Origin of the sequence: Mammaliicoccus sp. N-M50 (assembly GCF_022386995.1) — a bacterium.
Taxonomy (GTDB): domain Bacteria; phylum Bacillota; class Bacilli; order Staphylococcales; family Staphylococcaceae; genus Mammaliicoccus; species Mammaliicoccus sciuri_A.
Map to the genome: position 1 here is coordinate 77681 of NZ_JAJNJA010000004.1, position 16765 is coordinate 94445.

General features: G+C 32.9%; 16 protein-coding genes. All 16 read right to left on the reverse strand.

From position 1 onward, the window contains the following. Positions 1-33 precede the first annotated feature (33 nt). Entirely contained in the window at positions 34-477 is a 444-nt protein-coding gene (locus LQ622_RS07700) for a Dps family protein (protein WP_025906400.1), read from the reverse strand. A gap of 185 nt (positions 478-662) precedes the next feature. Continuing rightward, positions 663-1577, reverse strand: coding sequence for a D-ribose ABC transporter substrate-binding protein (locus LQ622_RS07705; RefSeq protein WP_191836466.1), 915 nt, complete (start codon positions 1575-1577; stop codon positions 663-665). Between the two features lie 24 nt (positions 1578-1601). Then, positions 1602-2540, reverse strand: a complete 939-nt coding sequence (locus LQ622_RS07710; protein WP_037588979.1) for an ABC transporter permease subunit — start codon at positions 2538-2540, stop codon at positions 1602-1604. Continuing rightward, positions 2521-4017 (reverse strand): sugar ABC transporter ATP-binding protein, encoded by a 1497-nt coding sequence (locus LQ622_RS07715; protein WP_204188447.1) that lies wholly within the window; start codon positions 4015-4017, stop codon positions 2521-2523. The genes LQ622_RS07710 and LQ622_RS07715 overlap by 20 nt, the downstream gene beginning before the upstream one ends. 11 nt (positions 4018-4028) lie before the next feature. After that, positions 4029-4418, reverse strand: coding sequence for a D-ribose pyranase (gene rbsD / locus LQ622_RS07720; protein ID WP_204188446.1), 390 nt, complete (start codon positions 4416-4418; stop codon positions 4029-4031). Further along, positions 4411-5292 carry a ribokinase gene (gene rbsK, locus LQ622_RS07725; protein ID WP_239762101.1) on the reverse strand — a complete coding sequence of 294 codons (882 nt, stop codon included), beginning with the start codon at positions 5290-5292 and terminating at the stop codon, positions 4411-4413. The genes rbsD and rbsK overlap by 8 nt, the downstream gene beginning before the upstream one ends. Before the next feature lies 1 nt (position 5293). Next, positions 5294-6259 carry a LacI family DNA-binding transcriptional regulator gene (locus LQ622_RS07730; RefSeq protein WP_025906408.1) on the reverse strand — a complete coding sequence of 322 codons (966 nt, stop codon included), beginning with the start codon at positions 6257-6259 and terminating at the stop codon, positions 5294-5296. Positions 6260-6325: 66 nt separating this feature from the next. Next, on the reverse strand, positions 6326-6733 hold the full coding sequence (locus LQ622_RS07735) for a thiol-disulfide oxidoreductase DCC family protein (RefSeq protein ID WP_239762100.1): 408 nt from the start codon (positions 6731-6733) through the stop codon (positions 6326-6328). Between the two features lie 162 nt (positions 6734-6895). Continuing rightward, positions 6896-8320: a Na+/H+ antiporter NhaC gene (gene nhaC, locus LQ622_RS07740; protein ID WP_126477244.1), complete on the reverse strand. Its 1425-nt coding sequence runs from the start codon at positions 8318-8320 to the stop codon at positions 6896-6898. A gap of 127 nt (positions 8321-8447) precedes the next feature. Further along, positions 8448-8807, reverse strand: coding sequence for a transcriptional regulator, SarA/Rot family (locus LQ622_RS07745; protein ID WP_037588985.1), 360 nt, complete (start codon positions 8805-8807; stop codon positions 8448-8450). Between the two features lie 242 nt (positions 8808-9049). Then, positions 9050-10423: an alanine/glycine:cation symporter family protein gene (locus LQ622_RS07750; RefSeq protein ID WP_239762099.1), complete on the reverse strand. Its 1374-nt coding sequence runs from the start codon at positions 10421-10423 to the stop codon at positions 9050-9052. A 140-nt stretch (positions 10424-10563) separates the two neighbouring features. Continuing rightward, the gene (locus LQ622_RS07755) at positions 10564-11934 is read right to left on the reverse strand and encodes an EVE domain-containing protein (protein WP_126477242.1); all 1371 of its coding nucleotides are present in this window, start codon (positions 11932-11934) and stop codon (positions 10564-10566) included. Between the two features lie 214 nt (positions 11935-12148). Further along, positions 12149-13165, reverse strand: a complete 1017-nt coding sequence (locus LQ622_RS07760) for a LysM peptidoglycan-binding domain-containing protein (RefSeq protein ID WP_126477241.1) — start codon at positions 13163-13165, stop codon at positions 12149-12151. A gap of 503 nt (positions 13166-13668) precedes the next feature. After that, positions 13669-13899 (reverse strand): hypothetical protein, encoded by a 231-nt coding sequence (locus LQ622_RS07765; protein WP_159315429.1) that lies wholly within the window; start codon positions 13897-13899, stop codon positions 13669-13671. 15 nt (positions 13900-13914) lie between these two features. After that, positions 13915-14856, reverse strand: coding sequence for a mannose-6-phosphate isomerase, class I (gene manA, locus LQ622_RS07770; protein ID WP_025906422.1), 942 nt, complete (start codon positions 14854-14856; stop codon positions 13915-13917). Positions 14857-15029: 173 nt separating this feature from the next. Beyond that, positions 15030-16565, reverse strand: a complete 1536-nt coding sequence (locus LQ622_RS07775) for an AbgT family transporter (RefSeq protein WP_239774905.1) — start codon at positions 16563-16565, stop codon at positions 15030-15032. Positions 16566-16765 lie beyond the last annotated feature (200 nt).

Consider the following 16765-nt stretch of genomic DNA (forward strand, 5'->3'; position numbering starts at 1 on the left):
TATGTTCATGGATTAGGTATTTATAATTCAATATTATTTTAAGAATGATTTTAACATCCAGTTGTGTTTTTCAAGACTTGTTACCATTGCTAATAACATATCACCAGTCATATCGTCATTAACTTTTTCTGCTAATTGAATACCTTCTTCTAATTGAGCAATTACAGTTGTGAAGTCTTTAGATAATTGTTCAACCATTTGGTTTGCAGTTAAGTTTTTCTCAGCTTCTTCAATAACTGACCATTCTAATGCTTCTCTTAAAGTAGCGATTGGGTTACCTTCAATTGCTAAAATACGTTCAGCTAAATCGTCAACATACACACTTGCTTCATTGTAAAGTTCTTCAAATTTCTCATGTAGTGAGAAGAAATTTGGTCCTTTAACATACCAGTGATAGTTGTGTAATTTAGTATATAATACTGTCCACTCTGCTACTTGTTTATTTAACGCTTCGATTACTTCTTTATTATTTGTCATTTATTTTACACTCCTCTGTAGTTATCTTTTCTTGATTACATTAATTATTATATTATAATCATTCTAATCTGTCAACGATATTTAGCAACTTATTTATAATAATTATAAATAAGAGTTTAAATCTACATAAAAAAGAAGGTAAAGCCTACATTAGACTTATACCTTCTTTATCGTTTTATAAACATTTATTCTGCTTTCTCAAGCTTAAGTGGAATCTTAATTTCTTTCTCAAGTTTCTTACCGTCCATCAATTTATTGATAGAGTCTACTGAAGCTTTACCCATCTTATCAGGTTGTTGCGCGACAGTTGCATCTAATTTGCCACTTTTAATTGCTTTCATTGCATCTTCATTACCATCAAATCCAACTACGATTACATCTTTATCACCAATTGCTTCGATAGCACCAAGTGCCATTTCATCATTGTGTGAGAATATCGCTTCTACTTCTGGATGTGCTTGTAAGATATTTTGTGTCACGTTTAATCCTTCTGCTCGATCAAACTTAGCACTTTGTTTAGCAATGACATCAAGTGATTTGTCGGCAACTTTATGGAAGCCTTCTCCTCTTTCTCTTGTTGCACTTGCACCTGGAACACCTTCTAATTCAGCAACTTTAGCATTTTTACTTAATTTATCTAAAATAAATTGTCCGCCCATTTTACCGCCTTCAACGTTATCTGAAGCGATAAATGTTGCAACATCACCTTTATCAACTGATCTATCTAATGTAATAACAGGTATACCTTCATTATTTGCTGACTGAACGGCACTAGAAATTGCACTAGAATCTGTAGGATTGACTACTAAATAATCAACTTGTTGTTGAACTAAATCTTCTATATCATTTGTTTGTTTAGCTGAATCATCTCTTGCATCAACTACTTTTACTTTCATACCTTGTTTTTCAGCTTCTTTTTCAATACCTTCTTTAATTGAAACGAAGAATGGGTTATTTAATGTTGAAACACTGACACCAATCGTTATATCAGATTTTTTCTTATTTGTTTTACCTTCATTATCTTTTTTCAAAGGCGATTCAAGTGAACATGCCGCTAAAAATAACACAGTTGTCATTAATAGTATTAATAATTTCTTCATTTGTTTTCCCCTCAATCTAATTGATTATTTTTTTCTATCTATTAATACAGCAATTAAAATAACAATACCTTTTACGACTTGTTGGTAAAATGATGATACTCCTAATAAATTTAGACCGTTATTAAGTACACCAATAATAAGTACACCAATAAGCGTTCCAACAATTCTACCTTTACCGCCTGTTAAAGAAGTTCCGCCTAATACAACTGCAGCGATAGCATCTAACTCATATGAAGTACCAGCTGTAGGTTGAGCTGAGTTTAAACGTGATGTTAAAATTGCACCTGCTAATGCAGACATTAAACCAGAAATACCATAAATTAAAATTTTCACTCTGTTTACTTTAATACCAGAAATTTTTGAAGCGACTTCATTACCACCGATAGCATATGTATGTCTACCAAATGTTGTTTTTTGTAAAATAATCGCCAATATAATAAATACAATAATCATTGTGACTGCTGGTACTGGAATTCCGAAGAAATAACCTTTACCAAATAGTTGGAACATATAACTATCACCTAAATTAGTAATAGGGTTACCATCTGTTACAACGAGTGTTAAACCTCTAAATATTGTCATCGTTGCAAGTGTTGCGATGAATGGTGCCATACTCCCGAATGTTACTAATACACCATTAAATACACCTAATAAGAAGCCACCAAGTACTCCGACAATCAATGCTACGATTGGATCTAAACCACTTGTAATTAAGATTGCAGTAAATGCACTTGATAATGCGAGTATCGAACCGACTGATAAGTCTATGCCGCCAGTTAAAATAACAAATGTCATACCAAAAGCAATTAACCCGTTAATTGAAACTTGTCTTAATAAGTTTAATAAATTCGATAAATCTAGAAATGCTGAGTTCATAATACTAATCACGACGATTAATAATATAAGTCCTATAAATGGAATAATTTTTTCGACTAATGAAGTCTTAGCTGTTAGTTGTTGCATGTAATTCCCCTCCTGTAGCTAATGTCATAATATTTTCTTCTGTTATATTTTCGCCTTCAACTTCACCTTTAATATTGCCTTCTTGAACTACAATAACGCGATCACTCATGCCGATAACTTCAGGTAACTCTGAAGAAATCATAATAATCGACACACCACGTTCAGTTAGCTCATTCATCAACTGATAAATTTCTCGCTTAGCACCAACGTCTATTCCTCTTGTCGGTTCATCTAAAATCAATATTTGAGCACCTGTACCAATCCATTTTGCTAATACTACTTTTTGTTGGTTACCACCTGAAAGTGATGATACTAGCGCTTTTCGTGGCGTCTTAATATTGAGCCTTTTGCTCATTTGATCTGCAAACACATGCGTCGCTTGTTCTTTAATAAATCCTTTATTTGAAAAGCTTTCAAGAGATGGTAGAACCATATTATGTTCGATTGAGAAATCGAGAATCAGTCCTTCATCTTTTCTATTTTCAGTAATTAAGCCTAGACCATGTTTCATCGCATCTTCCGGTGACTTAATCAATACGGATTTACCATTAATGTCTATATCTTTATGACCTTTATCAATTCCGAACAGACTTCTCATAATCTCAGTTCTACCAGCGCCCATTAAACCACTAAATCCTAATATTTCACCTTTTCTTAATGAGAATGAAATATCTTTGATGCCTTGTTCATCATTATTAAGTGATTTAACATGCATCAATGTTTCACCTGGTTCAACGGTTCTTTCTGGAAACTGATCTGTTAAGTCTCTACCTACCATTGATTTAACAATTTCATCGTAATTGGTTTCGCTTGTAGGTTTGTATAATACAGTTTTACCATCTCTCATAACGGTAATTTCATCAGAAATCTCAAATATCTCAGCCATTCTATGTGAAATATAAACGAATGAAACGCCTTGATTTTGAAGATTTTTAATAAGTTTAAATAACTGTGTAATTTCTTTATCTGTAAGTGCTGCAGTTGGTTCATCCATGATGATAATTTTTGCATTGGTCATTAAAGCTTTAGCAATTTCTATCATTTGTTGTTCACCGATTGAACATTTTCCTGCAACTTTCTTCAATGAGATATTAAAGTTTAATTTTTCAAAGACTTTTAATGCTTCTTGCTTCATTTTCTTCTCATTTAATATGCCAAATTTATTGCGCATTTCTTTCCCGATAAATAAATTTTCAAGCACTGTTAACTCTGGCCAAATATTAAGCTCTTGATGTATAAACGTAATACCTGCTTCTTCTGACATTTGAGCATCTTTAAAGACAACTTCTTGATTGTGATAATTAATTTGACCTGCATCCTTTTCATGAATACCAACAAGAATCTTCATTAAAGTTGATTTCCCTGCACCATTTTCTCCCATAAGTGCATGAACTGAAGCTTCTTTTAATTTAAAATCTACACCAGTTAACACTTTATTTTGGCCAAACGCTTTATGTACACCAGACATTTCTAGCATGAAATCCCTCCTTAAAATAAAACATCACTTTCTAATATGACGTTTGCATATGGTGTTGCTTCCCCTGTTCTTATAATTGCGACAGTATCGTGTGTTAATTTTTTAAATGCTTCGTGTGATACAAATTCTCTTTCAACATCTGTTTCTTGAATCTTTTCATAAAGTGCTGAATTATCCGACTTCATTTCTTCTGCAAAAATCATTTTCTGTACAGACATATGTTCTAACAAAATATCGTAAACGCTTTCAAAACTTGGTACACCAAAAGACAGTGCTAAATCAATTTTTCGCACGCCTTTTGGTACTGGTAAACCACAATCTGCTATCACAATACGATCAGTATGACCAAGATCGCTTAATACTTTAGAAATTTCACTGTTTAATATCCCTGTCTTATACATGCCATTCTCCTTCAATATCTTGTAATGTTGGCATTCCGCCTTGTGCACCTAATCCAGTTACTGAGTGACTTGCTGCTAAATTAGCAAATGCTAATGCTTCATCTAAGCTGTATTCTTTTTGAAGCGCTACTGCAAATGCACCATTAAATGTATCGCCAGCACCAGTCGTATCTTTCACTTCACGTTTATAACCTGGTACTTGAACTTTTTCTTTACCATTATGATAAGCTGCACCTTTATCGCCTAAAGTTACAATCAATTTCATTGGATAAGTTGCTAACGCTTCATCTAATTTACCTTTAAACATCTCATCACTTTCTGTTTCGTTCGGTGTTAAGTAATCAACTTTTTCGATAACAGTGTTGCTTACTTCTCTATATGGTGCGGGATTCAGAATTGAAATCAAACCATGTTCTGAACAATATTTAACCGCAAATTCAACTGTTTCACTTGGAATTTCTTGTTGTAATAAAACGATATCGCCTTCTGACAATGCTTCTAAATGTTTTTTAACATAGTCTGGTGTCACTTCATTGTTAGCTGAAGGTACGACAATAATACTATTATCTTGTTCAGATAATGTTATATGTGCTGTTCCTGATGGCATTTGTGTAACGGGTTCCACACCATCCACAATAACGTGATTTTTTTGAAGATTTTCGTATATTTCTTTACCAAAATCATCATCACCAACTCTACCAATCATATGTACGTTATCCCCTAATCTTGCAGCTGCGACTGCTTGGTTTGCACCTTTCCCACCAGGTGTTGTAAAGAAATCGTCCCCAAGAATTGTTTCTCCTTTACCTGGTCTTTTAGACGCTGATACAACTAAATCTATAGACATACTTCCGATAACTGTTATTTTCTTCATATTAATCTCTCCTTGTTGATTGTCTTTCCACTAAAGTAACATCTAATATTTGATGATGTTCTCTTTGTTTACCTTCCAACTGTTTAATTAATTGTTGGCATGCTTTTTGACCAATTAAATAAGCAGGTTGATGAATCGTTGTTAAACTTGGTGAATATGTACGTGATAACGGTATATCATCATAACCAACCACTTGTATATCATCGGGCACTTTGTATTGATGATTATAAAGAATACTCATGACGTTAAATGCGCCAACATCATTACTACAAATAATGCTATCAATGTCGTGTTCTTTAATTAAGTTAAGCAAATCATCTTCTGTTAAAGATAATTCATTAGCTGAAACATACGTGATACCCGCTTCATCTAACATTAACTTCGCACCATTGAATCGCTCTCTAAATGATTTGTAATTTAAATCTTGTTCTAAAATAAGAACAGATTGTGCTTTACCGTTAATCACTGCCTGAGCTTGAAGTTGTCCACCTTTGTAATGATTTGTTTCAACAAATTCATGATCTTCGTACACACGGTCTAATAGAACAAAAGGCATATTATAAGATTTAAATGAATCAAAAGTTTCCTTACTCGATAATTGTGAAGCAATAATACCACTACAATTATGTACGTTAAATGTATTTAAATAAGCAAGCTCTTTCTCATCATTACCATCACCATTTCCAATAATGATATGATAGCCCATCGCCATCGCTTCATCTTCAACACCTCTAGCAACTACTGTAAAAAAAGGGTTACTCATATCTGGTAACAATAGTCCTATCATTCTAGATTGTCGTTTATATAAAGTTCTTGCTGTTTCATTAGGTCGATAATTTAATTCTTGAATTGCTTTATCAATTTTATCTTGTGTTTCCTTCTTAACATAACCACTTTTATTCAGCGCTCTAGATACAGTAGCAACAGATACTCCTGCATGTTGCGCAACTTGTTTAATTGTTGCCATACTTCAACTTCCTTTTGTGTAACCGTTTACACAAAAGGATATCACGCAATCTTTATTTATGCAATATTAATTTAAAAAATATTTTCTTTCTTCAGGTGTCGGTAATCGACAAGCATTTTTCAAAATCACTTTATGTCTGATTTTGGCAAATGCATCATAGCCAATATCTCGTACAAATTTCGGTATCCATTTCAAAGTCCATCCTAAAAATTGATAGCCTTTTATTTGGCCTAATAAATGAATAATCGCGTTTGATTTAATCCATACTTTGTCGCCATCTACAACAATAATACTATCTATATTTTGCAAATCAGGTCGCGCTTCAAATAAATGATCACCATATGAAGATTCCAGTTGAGCAAATTGAAAACGATGTGAAATCTTATGATGAATTAACCACATCACAGCACGATTACAGTATCCACAATCCCCATCATAATAAACAATAGCGATAACAATCACTCCAATCATCATTTTCTTAAACGTAACACGACAGTATGATAAATAAAAGTTTTATGGACACAATTTCGAATAATGTCCCTAACGGTGGCTCTTACGGACACAATTTTGAATAATGTCCCTAACAACAAAAAAGTGCTAGGACTTTTCTGTCCTAGCACTTCATCATTTCTATTATTAAACAGCTTGCTTTTTAAATGCTTTATATTCTTCTTCGTTAATTTTGATAATTTTAAATCCTACATATCCAAAGATGACAGATATGATTGGTACCGTATAGTTGAAAACTGCATAAATGCCATAATCTAATACGTTCACATTCAATGTTTGGGCAATAAATACCCCACATGTATTCCACAAGAAGAATACGGATGTTACTGTACCACCGTCTTCAAGTGCACGTGATAAGTTTTTCGGATGTAGTCTTCTTTCTAAAAATGTATTAATGTACATTCTTGAAGGTACTACAATCGATATGTATTGTTCTGAACATGAAGCGTTAGTACCTATACATGAAATAATAACAGATGCTATTAAACCACCAGTGCCTTTTGCGATTTTTAAGATTTTTGTAATGATTGATTTTAGCATGCCTGAATATTCAAGAATGCCTCCAAATGTCATCGCAACGATAGTCATTGAAATTGTATAGAACATGGATTCTAATCCACCTCTATTGAACAATTCTTTGACTAAATCATTTTTAGATTCTAATACAAATCCAGTTTGTAATGTCTTCACACTGTCATGTAGACTTCCACCTTGAATAAATATTTGCGATAAAAATCCTAAAACAATACCGACAACTAATGCTGGTATTGCAGGTACTTTAAATGCAACTAATATAATAACTATTACAGGTACGAGCAACAACCACGGTGAAATTGTAAATTTGTCTAGCATTTCATTATTGATGGCATCAATTTTTGCTTGGTCCATATTACCAGCTGAAAATTGTTGTCCTAAAATAAAAAATACAATTAATGAAATGATAACGGCAGGTACTGTCGTATAGAACATGTGTTTAATATGATCAAATAAATCTGTACCTGTTAGACCTGCTGCTAAGTTTGTCGTATCTGATAATGGGCTCATCTTATCACCAAAGTATGATCCAGATATAATAGCACCTGCTATCATGCCTGCTGGTATATCCATACTTAATCCAATTCCCATACCAGCTACACCAACTGTTGCCATTGTTGACCAACTACTACCAATAGCTAATGCTACGATTGCACAAATAACTGCGATGGTTACTAAAAATAATGACGGCGTTATTAATTTTAATCCATAGTAAATCATTGTGGCTACTACGCCTCCACCTATCCAAGCACCAATGATTAAACCAACTAAAATGATAATGACGATTGCTGGTAAGGCTAGTCTAATACCTTTATACATCATTTCTTCGATGTCTTGCCAACTATACCCATGATAGTAAGCTACAATTGCAGCAATTGCTGTTCCTATCATTAACGGTATGTGCGGAGCTTGCTCTAAAACGACTACCGTAAATAACATACTGATAATCATAAATAAAAATGGCACAACGGCCCAAAAGAAACTAATTTCTTTCTTAGATGTACTATTATTCTCCATAGATAACCTCCTAATAATAAAGCGCTTACATTTATAATTTTAATAGTTTATGCAACATATTACAATCCCATAATGACAAAGCCTGGACAATTATTTTGTACCAGGCTCATACTTATAACTTATATAATTATTCATTTAACATATATATGACTTCTTGCATAATTTCATTGAATTCTTCTTTGAACTCATTGTTAAAACGTAAAATTACTGCTCGTTCGTCTGATTTTAAGCGATTTTTTAATATGTATCTTTTCTCAAATAAACGTTTAATCGCTCTCGCTGATTTATTTTGTTTAATATAGCCTTTTTCAATAGCATCTTTAAGATGCACTTCTTCCACTTCGTTTAATTTCATTAAAAAGAAAAATTCATGCTTCTTTAGACCATACTTTTGTTCAATAACTAAAAAGATATTATCAATTTTATTTTGCTGATCGAAAAATTCTGAACATGTTGAAATTGCTTCTGAATAAGATTGAGTCTTCATAGTTTTACCTCCTGTTTCCCGTGAATTTGATTTTCTTAAAATAATTTTAACACAAAATTAAATAACATCAATATGGAATTTAAATATATATTTGACAATTTATGTATTTTTCTCGTGGTTAATTATCAAACCGAAATCACTAACTCACAAAGTATATAGAAGTACTATAATTTTACAAATAAAAAAAGATTATAACTGTAATCGTTATAATCTTTTTCTTGTATTCAATTAATTGAAGATATTTACTTTTTAGCTTTATCTTTTAAGTAGAATTCTTTTCCTGTAAAGAATTCTGTTGTTAAACTTTTAACTTTAGGTGCTAACATCACGACTGCGATAATATTCGGAATCAATATACATGCAAGCGCGATATCTAATAAATTCCAAAGTTGTGTACCTGCACCGAATGCACCAAGCGCGATTGAGAGTACATAAACAATCTTCATAATAAAGCCTGCTGTTAAGCCAAATAAATATTCTGCCATTCTTGATCCATAGTATATAACAACGATGATTGTTGAGAATACGAAGAAGACCATAGAAATTGAAACAATCCAACTTCCAAATGTTCCAAATGCATTATTAAAGGCACGAGCTGTAAGTGCAGCGGATTGTTCTTTAGCATCATTATCTTTCCAAACATCAGATACTAAAACAACAAATGCTGTCGTACTACAGATAATTAATGTATCAACAACGATTTCACTAACACTCCAGAATGCTTGTCTTACAGGATGGTCTGTCTTTGCAGCAGCATGCGCAATTGGTGATGTACCAAGACCCGCTTCGTTTGAATAAATACCACGTGCAAATCCCCAACGTACTGTTGTGGCTAAAGCAGCACCGAAACTACCACCTAATGCTGCATCTGGATTAAATGCTTTCTCAACAACTAACGCAATTACACTAGGCACATGTTGAATATTCAGTATGATAATCAAGAATCCCATAATACAATATAAACCGACCATAACCGGTACGATCATTTCGGTAAATGTTGCAATACGCTGAATACCACCAAATACAACTAAAGCAGCAATAACAGCTAACACGATTCCTGTTATACCCATATGAATATCGAATGTATCTTGAACAGTACTTGCAGCTGAATTCCCTTGTACCATAATACTTGGGATAAGTTCAAGCATTAAAGCAAATGCAAATACAAATGAAAATACTAATCCGACTTTTTTATTTTTGAAACCTTTTTTCATATAATATGTAGGTCCACCAACAAATTCTCCTTTATCGTTTTTCTCACGATAATATATACCTAGTACGTTTTCGGAATATTTTAATGCCATTCCTAGAAATGCGATTACTAACATCCAAAATACTGCACCAGGTCCACCCATCATAATGGCTGTAGGTACACCGACAATGTTTGCCGCACCTACTGTTGATGATAAAGCTGACGTTAACGCTTGCCTCGGCGTAATTGTACCATCACCTTTAGGCTCTTTATTAATACTTCCAAAAGTTTGTTTCATCATATAACCAAAATGTCTAAATTGTATTAATCCTAAATACAATGTTAAAAATAAACTTGATACTAATAAAAGTGTGACGATTGGATACCCCCATAACCAATCTGAGAATGCTACGATTTTCTCCATAAAATGACCCCTTTGCAATTTTATTTGTGAAATATTAACCAAGCATAATTCTATATTACAGAATATTCAGCAATTTATAAACCTTTAAAAAAATAAAAACGGAATAAAATCTTAAGTGTTAAGATTTTATTCCGTCTATTTTATCCTACATGTAATACTCTACAATGTTTTAAGAATTGATGTGAATATTGTTCTTTTATGTCTTCAATCGAGCCGTAACATAAACCAATCATGCGCCATTTAGGATTATGACGATAGAATGAGTCTTTTTCTAAACTCCACTTCACCATCTTACCTTCATGATTATATCTTGGTAATGTCATTTCATGACCATCAAGCACATTTAAGAATAATTGAAAGATTTCTGGATCTATTCTTTCAAACTGGTCAATCACAAGCCATTCTCTTTCTGAGTTCGTAATATGTCCTGTAATGAAACCTTCTCTATAATATAAAGCGCCACTTTCATTTGGTAAATATCGACCGTATAACATTTCTTCTGAGAAATCAGGATGACCTACTGTATATATACCTTTCGCAAGTTCACGTTCAACATAATGTTTCGCTTTTTTCAAACCGTCTTCTTTATTGTCACAGAGCATTAAAATAATAGGTTTATCTTTTTTAGGTTCATTTTCCTGATCACGTTGAACAGACATCTCATATTGATTACTAGAACTTTCTTTGTACGTCCCGTTACTCATATCTAACATCGCATCATATTGTGCTTTTGTTAAATTAGCAATAGATTGTTTCGAACTATCTTGTAAGAAATATAATTTCTTTAACGTTTGATGTCTATTTAATTCGCCAATATTCACAGGATTAATATCTTCATGATATTTAACTTCAATACATGTAGAATCTGTTCTACCAGGTTGTGGTGGTAACTTATGTATACTATCTGATACTTCCCCAGTTCCGATAATTGACTGATTAGCATTTCTACTTAAAAATATAATCTGGTCTCCTATTTCTAACTGAGTATAGTACGTATAACCATTTCTCTTTATACCATTTACAGTATGTGTAAATATTGTATATGTTTGATCTGGTTCAAATTGAATTTCTTCTGTAAGTAAAAAATACCTAGGAATTTTTATAGCGCCTTGTCCTAACCCTATAATTAAATCGAATTCTTCTTTCGTAATGCGATTAAACAATTGTTCTGTCATTTGTTTAATTCTAGATTCTAATTGTTCACTTCTCTTTAAATATTCAATTGATAACATTGTTAAAGATTGCTCAAACTTAAATTGGATACTTACTTTTTGATTGCCACCCGTTTGAACTTGTAAGATTTCACCGAATCCAAGTAAGCCGACTTGATTTTGCACTTGATAATAAATGACTTTATCTCCTGGTTTAGCTGTCTTAAATGCATGATAACCTTGCGTTGGATTAAAGCTTGCACCTGATTCAAACACTGCAGTTTGGCCTTCTAATGGTTCCGTATGACGCCACCTATTATATCCACAATTTAACCAAAAGTAGTTTCTTTCTTCAGACATATGTATACTCCTTAATATCTATAATGATCGATTTTCATAATGATGTTTACTTTGATATCTTAATTTTATTTTCATATAAAAATTACGCTTAAAATTTACTTTTTTAACAACACATTAATATTAACATTGTATAAGACATTCACACTCATGTCTATGTTTACAATTATAAAAAAAGAGCCGAGGACACATCATAATGTCCAAGACTCTTCAATGATTAATGTATATAATTATAACTTGAAACTTGAGAAGCTGGTATCGTTCTGTATGTTAGTACACCTGGTGATGAACTAAAGTTCATTTCTGATACTTGAAGGCTTCCGTTTGAATTAATTCTTTCAACAAATGATACATGACCATAATAGCCAGCTGATGATTGAAGGATTGATCCTACTGAAGGTGTACGATTTACAACATAACCATCTTTAGCAGCAGCACTTGCCCAATTGTTTGCATTCCACCAATAAGTACTAATTGGTTTACCTATAGCTTTACGACGGTTAAATACATGCCATGTACATTGACCCCAGTCGTATAAATTTTGATGATTGAATGTCGGTGATGTGTAACCACTGTTGTTATTTGAATTAGAAGTAGAACCTGAACTTGATGCTGTTCCACTTACTTTTAATTTTTGTCCCGGATAAATGATAAAGTTTGATAAACCATTTAATGACATAATTTTTTGGTATGTCGTTCCATATCTAGCTGCAATCGCTGATAGTGAATCTCCTGACTTAACTGTATAAGTAGAAGTGCTACCTGAAGCATTAGACGCTCCACTGTTACTAGAGCTACCCGTGTTACTACTAGAACTTGCTGTTCCATTAACTTTTAATTTTTGTCCCGGATAAATAATCGTGTTACTTAACCCATTCAATGACATAATTTTTTGATACGTCGTACCATATTTACCAGCAATAACCCCTAATGTATCTCCCGATTTTACTGTGTAATATGTCGTTGATGAAGTTGAAGTAGCTCTTGAGCTCGTGTTCGATGTACTTGATGAATTTGAAGTACCAGGAACTTGTAATACTTGATTAGGGAAAATAAGATTTGAACTTAATTTATTTAAGCTTTTAATTTTCGCAATCGTCGTATTATGCTTATCAGCAATCAGCCATAAAGAATCTCCACTTTTAACTTTATAAGTTGCTGCTTCCGCTTGATGAGAAGATACTGCAACTGCAACCGAAGCACCAACAAATGCCGCTATTGTCTTTTTCTTCAAAATAACTTACCTCCATCTTCTTACAGTTTATTTATGAATTCTTATTAATTATACACCGTAATCTTTACCGTTTATATTACAGTTTTATTTCATTTTCATTAATCCTATAATAGTATATTACTTTTAAAGATTAATTAGAAAATGAACAAATATAATAAATCGCATATTATAAATAGCGCAAGATAATTTGGACGTGGGTAGGAAGGTAATATGTGTGAGTGTTCGTGCGAGACACCCTGTTTTTCTGCCTTAGAGCACGATATCTCCGAGTCTTCGTGCGACGCACCCTGATTTTGTGCCTTAGCGCACGATATCTCCAAGTCTTCGTGCGACGCACCCTGATTTTGTGCCTTAGCGCACGATATCTCCGAGTCTTCGTGCGTTACACCCTGATTTTGTACCCTAGCGCACGATATCTCCGAGTCTTCGTGCGATATTACCCTATCATACATAAAAACAGTAGAAATTCTTTTACAGAATTTCTACTGTTGATTTATTATGCTTTATACGATCAACGATAACCCTGCTAAGCATGGCATAAAGTTGACTAATATGCCGCCTATTTTGAGTCCTGCTGATATTTCTTTGTCTTTTAATGTAGAGATTGCAAGTACTAAACCAATTAACGCAATGATAAATGGAATGACTGGCGTTGGATACTTAGGCATTCCGAAAAACAAACCTAATCCTGCAATAACTGCACATACTAATGATAAATATAGAAATTTTTTCATTTGATAGACCCCAATCTACACATAACTAATGATGACTTCTAATTCACCATTTATGTGATTATCTAAATCATCTGCTGTCATGATTAAATGATCGCCTTTTTCTACTTCAAATACATTACCATCTGTAATGATTTCTCCGCTTCCAGCTATCACACTTACTAAGCAATAATCTCTAGGTTTTCTAAAATTAAATGTCCCACTAATTTCCCACTTAGCAACTGTAAAGAATTCGCTTTCGATTAATAATGTCCCTTTTTGGTCTTCATCATCAATTTTTTTAGGTGGTACATTTGGACTTTGTGCACCAACAGTTATAACGTCGATACTCTTATCTAAATGAAGTTCTCTTTTCTTGCCGTCTTTATCAATTCTGTCATAATCATAAATTCTATAAGTTGTATCAGAATTTTGTTGTGTTTCTAGAATCATAATACCGCTACCTATTGCGTGAACTGTTCCACTAGGTACATAGAAGAAGTCGCCTTTTTCTACTTTTACGCGTTTAAATAAATGATCCCAATCTTCGTTCTGAATAAATTCTTCTAATTGTTGTTTTGTATTTGCATATGTACCATATATAATTTCTGCATCTTCTTTAGCATCTATAATATACCAACATTCTGTCTTACCAAATTCACCGTTTTCATGTTCATGTGCATATGTATCATCAGGATGTACTTGTACAGATAGTTGATCATTTGCATCAAGAATCTTAGTTAATAATGGGAACTTTTCTTCTGTAGGATTACCGAAAAGTTCTGGGTGATTTAACCAAACTTCATCTAAAGTTTGTCCTTTATATGGACCATTTGCGATTTCGTTTGGTCCATTTACATGTGCAGATATCCCCCAACATTCACCGATTCGTCCTTCAGGCAGGTTATATCCCATATTTTCTAAATTTCTACCACCCCATATACGTTCTTTGAATACAGGCTTTAAAATTAATGGAGACATTCAATCATCCTTTTCTAATTGTTGTTATATATTGTATACCACTTATTTTTATAATCGTTTTAATGTACCAATGGTGATTGTACCATAACGACACTATATTGTGGAATACTCATAACACAGATAGATTGAATTTATAACTATTAATAATTTTATAATTATTAAAATGTATAATACTATTTATTCAAATGAATATCTCCACCTGGTCCTAATGGAAAGCCCAGTAAGAACCAAATAATCATGAATAACGGCCAAACGATTCCTAACACAATTGAATATGGCATTAAACTTGAAATCAATGTACCTAGTTTCATATTTTTATCATACTTTTGAGCATATGAAAGTAATAATGGTAAGTATGGCATCATTGGTGTAATCGGATTTGTAATAGAGTCTCCGATACGATAAACCATTTGTGTAAATGCTGGATGATAACCTAATAACATAAACATTGGTATAAAGATTGGTGCTAATATTGCCCATTTAGCTGAAGCACTTCCGATTAATAAATTGATCAAACTACTTAGAATGATAAATCCAATAATTAAGATGACCCCATTTTGACCTTGTAATAATTCTGCACCTTTTACAGAAATGACAATACCTAGATTACTCCATTCTAAATATGCTAAAAGTTGAGCTGCAAAGAATACAATAACGATAAAGCTACCCATTGTGGACATGGAATCTGATAACATTTTTCCTAAATCTTTTGTATTTGAGATTTTCCCTGAAAGAATACCATATACAAAACCAGGCACGAAAAAGATAACTAATATAATGATACCTACACCATCCATCAATGGTGCTTTATCAATTAAACTACCTGTCTTTGGATTTCTTAACCATCCATTTTCAGGAATTGCTAAAGCAAGTAATAACGCTACAACAATAAAGAAACTAATATTCGCAAACTTCAATGCTTTACTTTCTTTTGCACTAATTTCATTATCATCTCTTTGATCCTCAGAACCTTCATCAGGTTTGTATGTACCTAAACGTGGAATAACGACTTTCATACTGACATAATAAATTGCTGGTAATAAGATGATTGTTGATGCTGCAATAAAATACCAGTTCATTGCTACATTTAAACTGATGTCTTTATCAATGATTTCAGCTGCTGGTTTCGTAAACGCATATACTAACGCATCACTCATACCTAACGTAACGTTCGCAGCAAATGCACCTAGTGCTGAGGCATAAGCCATCGCAAGTCCAGCAATCGGATGATAACCTAACTTTATAAATACTAACGCTGTTAATGGCGGTAACACAACTGGTGCTGCATCTCCTGCAGCATTACCGATAATACCTACAAATATAATAATGGGAACAATAATTTTTCTAGGTGCTTTTTGAACAACTTGGATCATTAACTTATCAAAATAACCCGTCTTCTCAGCAACACCTATCCCTAACATAACAGCAAGTACTAAGCCTAACGCAGGAAACTCTGAAAAATTCGTGATAGATTCACTAATAATCTTTCCAAAACCTTCTCTAGAAATTAAATTTGTAACTTCTACAGTCTTCCCAGTTGCAGGACTTTCCACTTTTATGTGAAATAATGAAATAAACCAAGACAGAAATATTAACGCTGCACATAAGAAGAAAAATAGTATACTCGGATCGGGTAGTCTATTCCCTACTCTTTCTATTAAATTAAGAAATCTATTAATGATTGAAACTTTTTCTTTTGTTTGATTCATATATTATCCTCCCATCAGTAAATTAAAAACAGTATATCAAACTGTGTTTATTTTTTGAAGGTTCTGATAATTTTACAAATGTTTTGATAACAAGTCTTTATTTAAAATTTTAAATCGCATTTAAGTGTAAATTTGGCATCTTTTTTTAAGAATTAACATTGATAAAGTGCACCGTTGACCTTATACTAAGTATACAGATG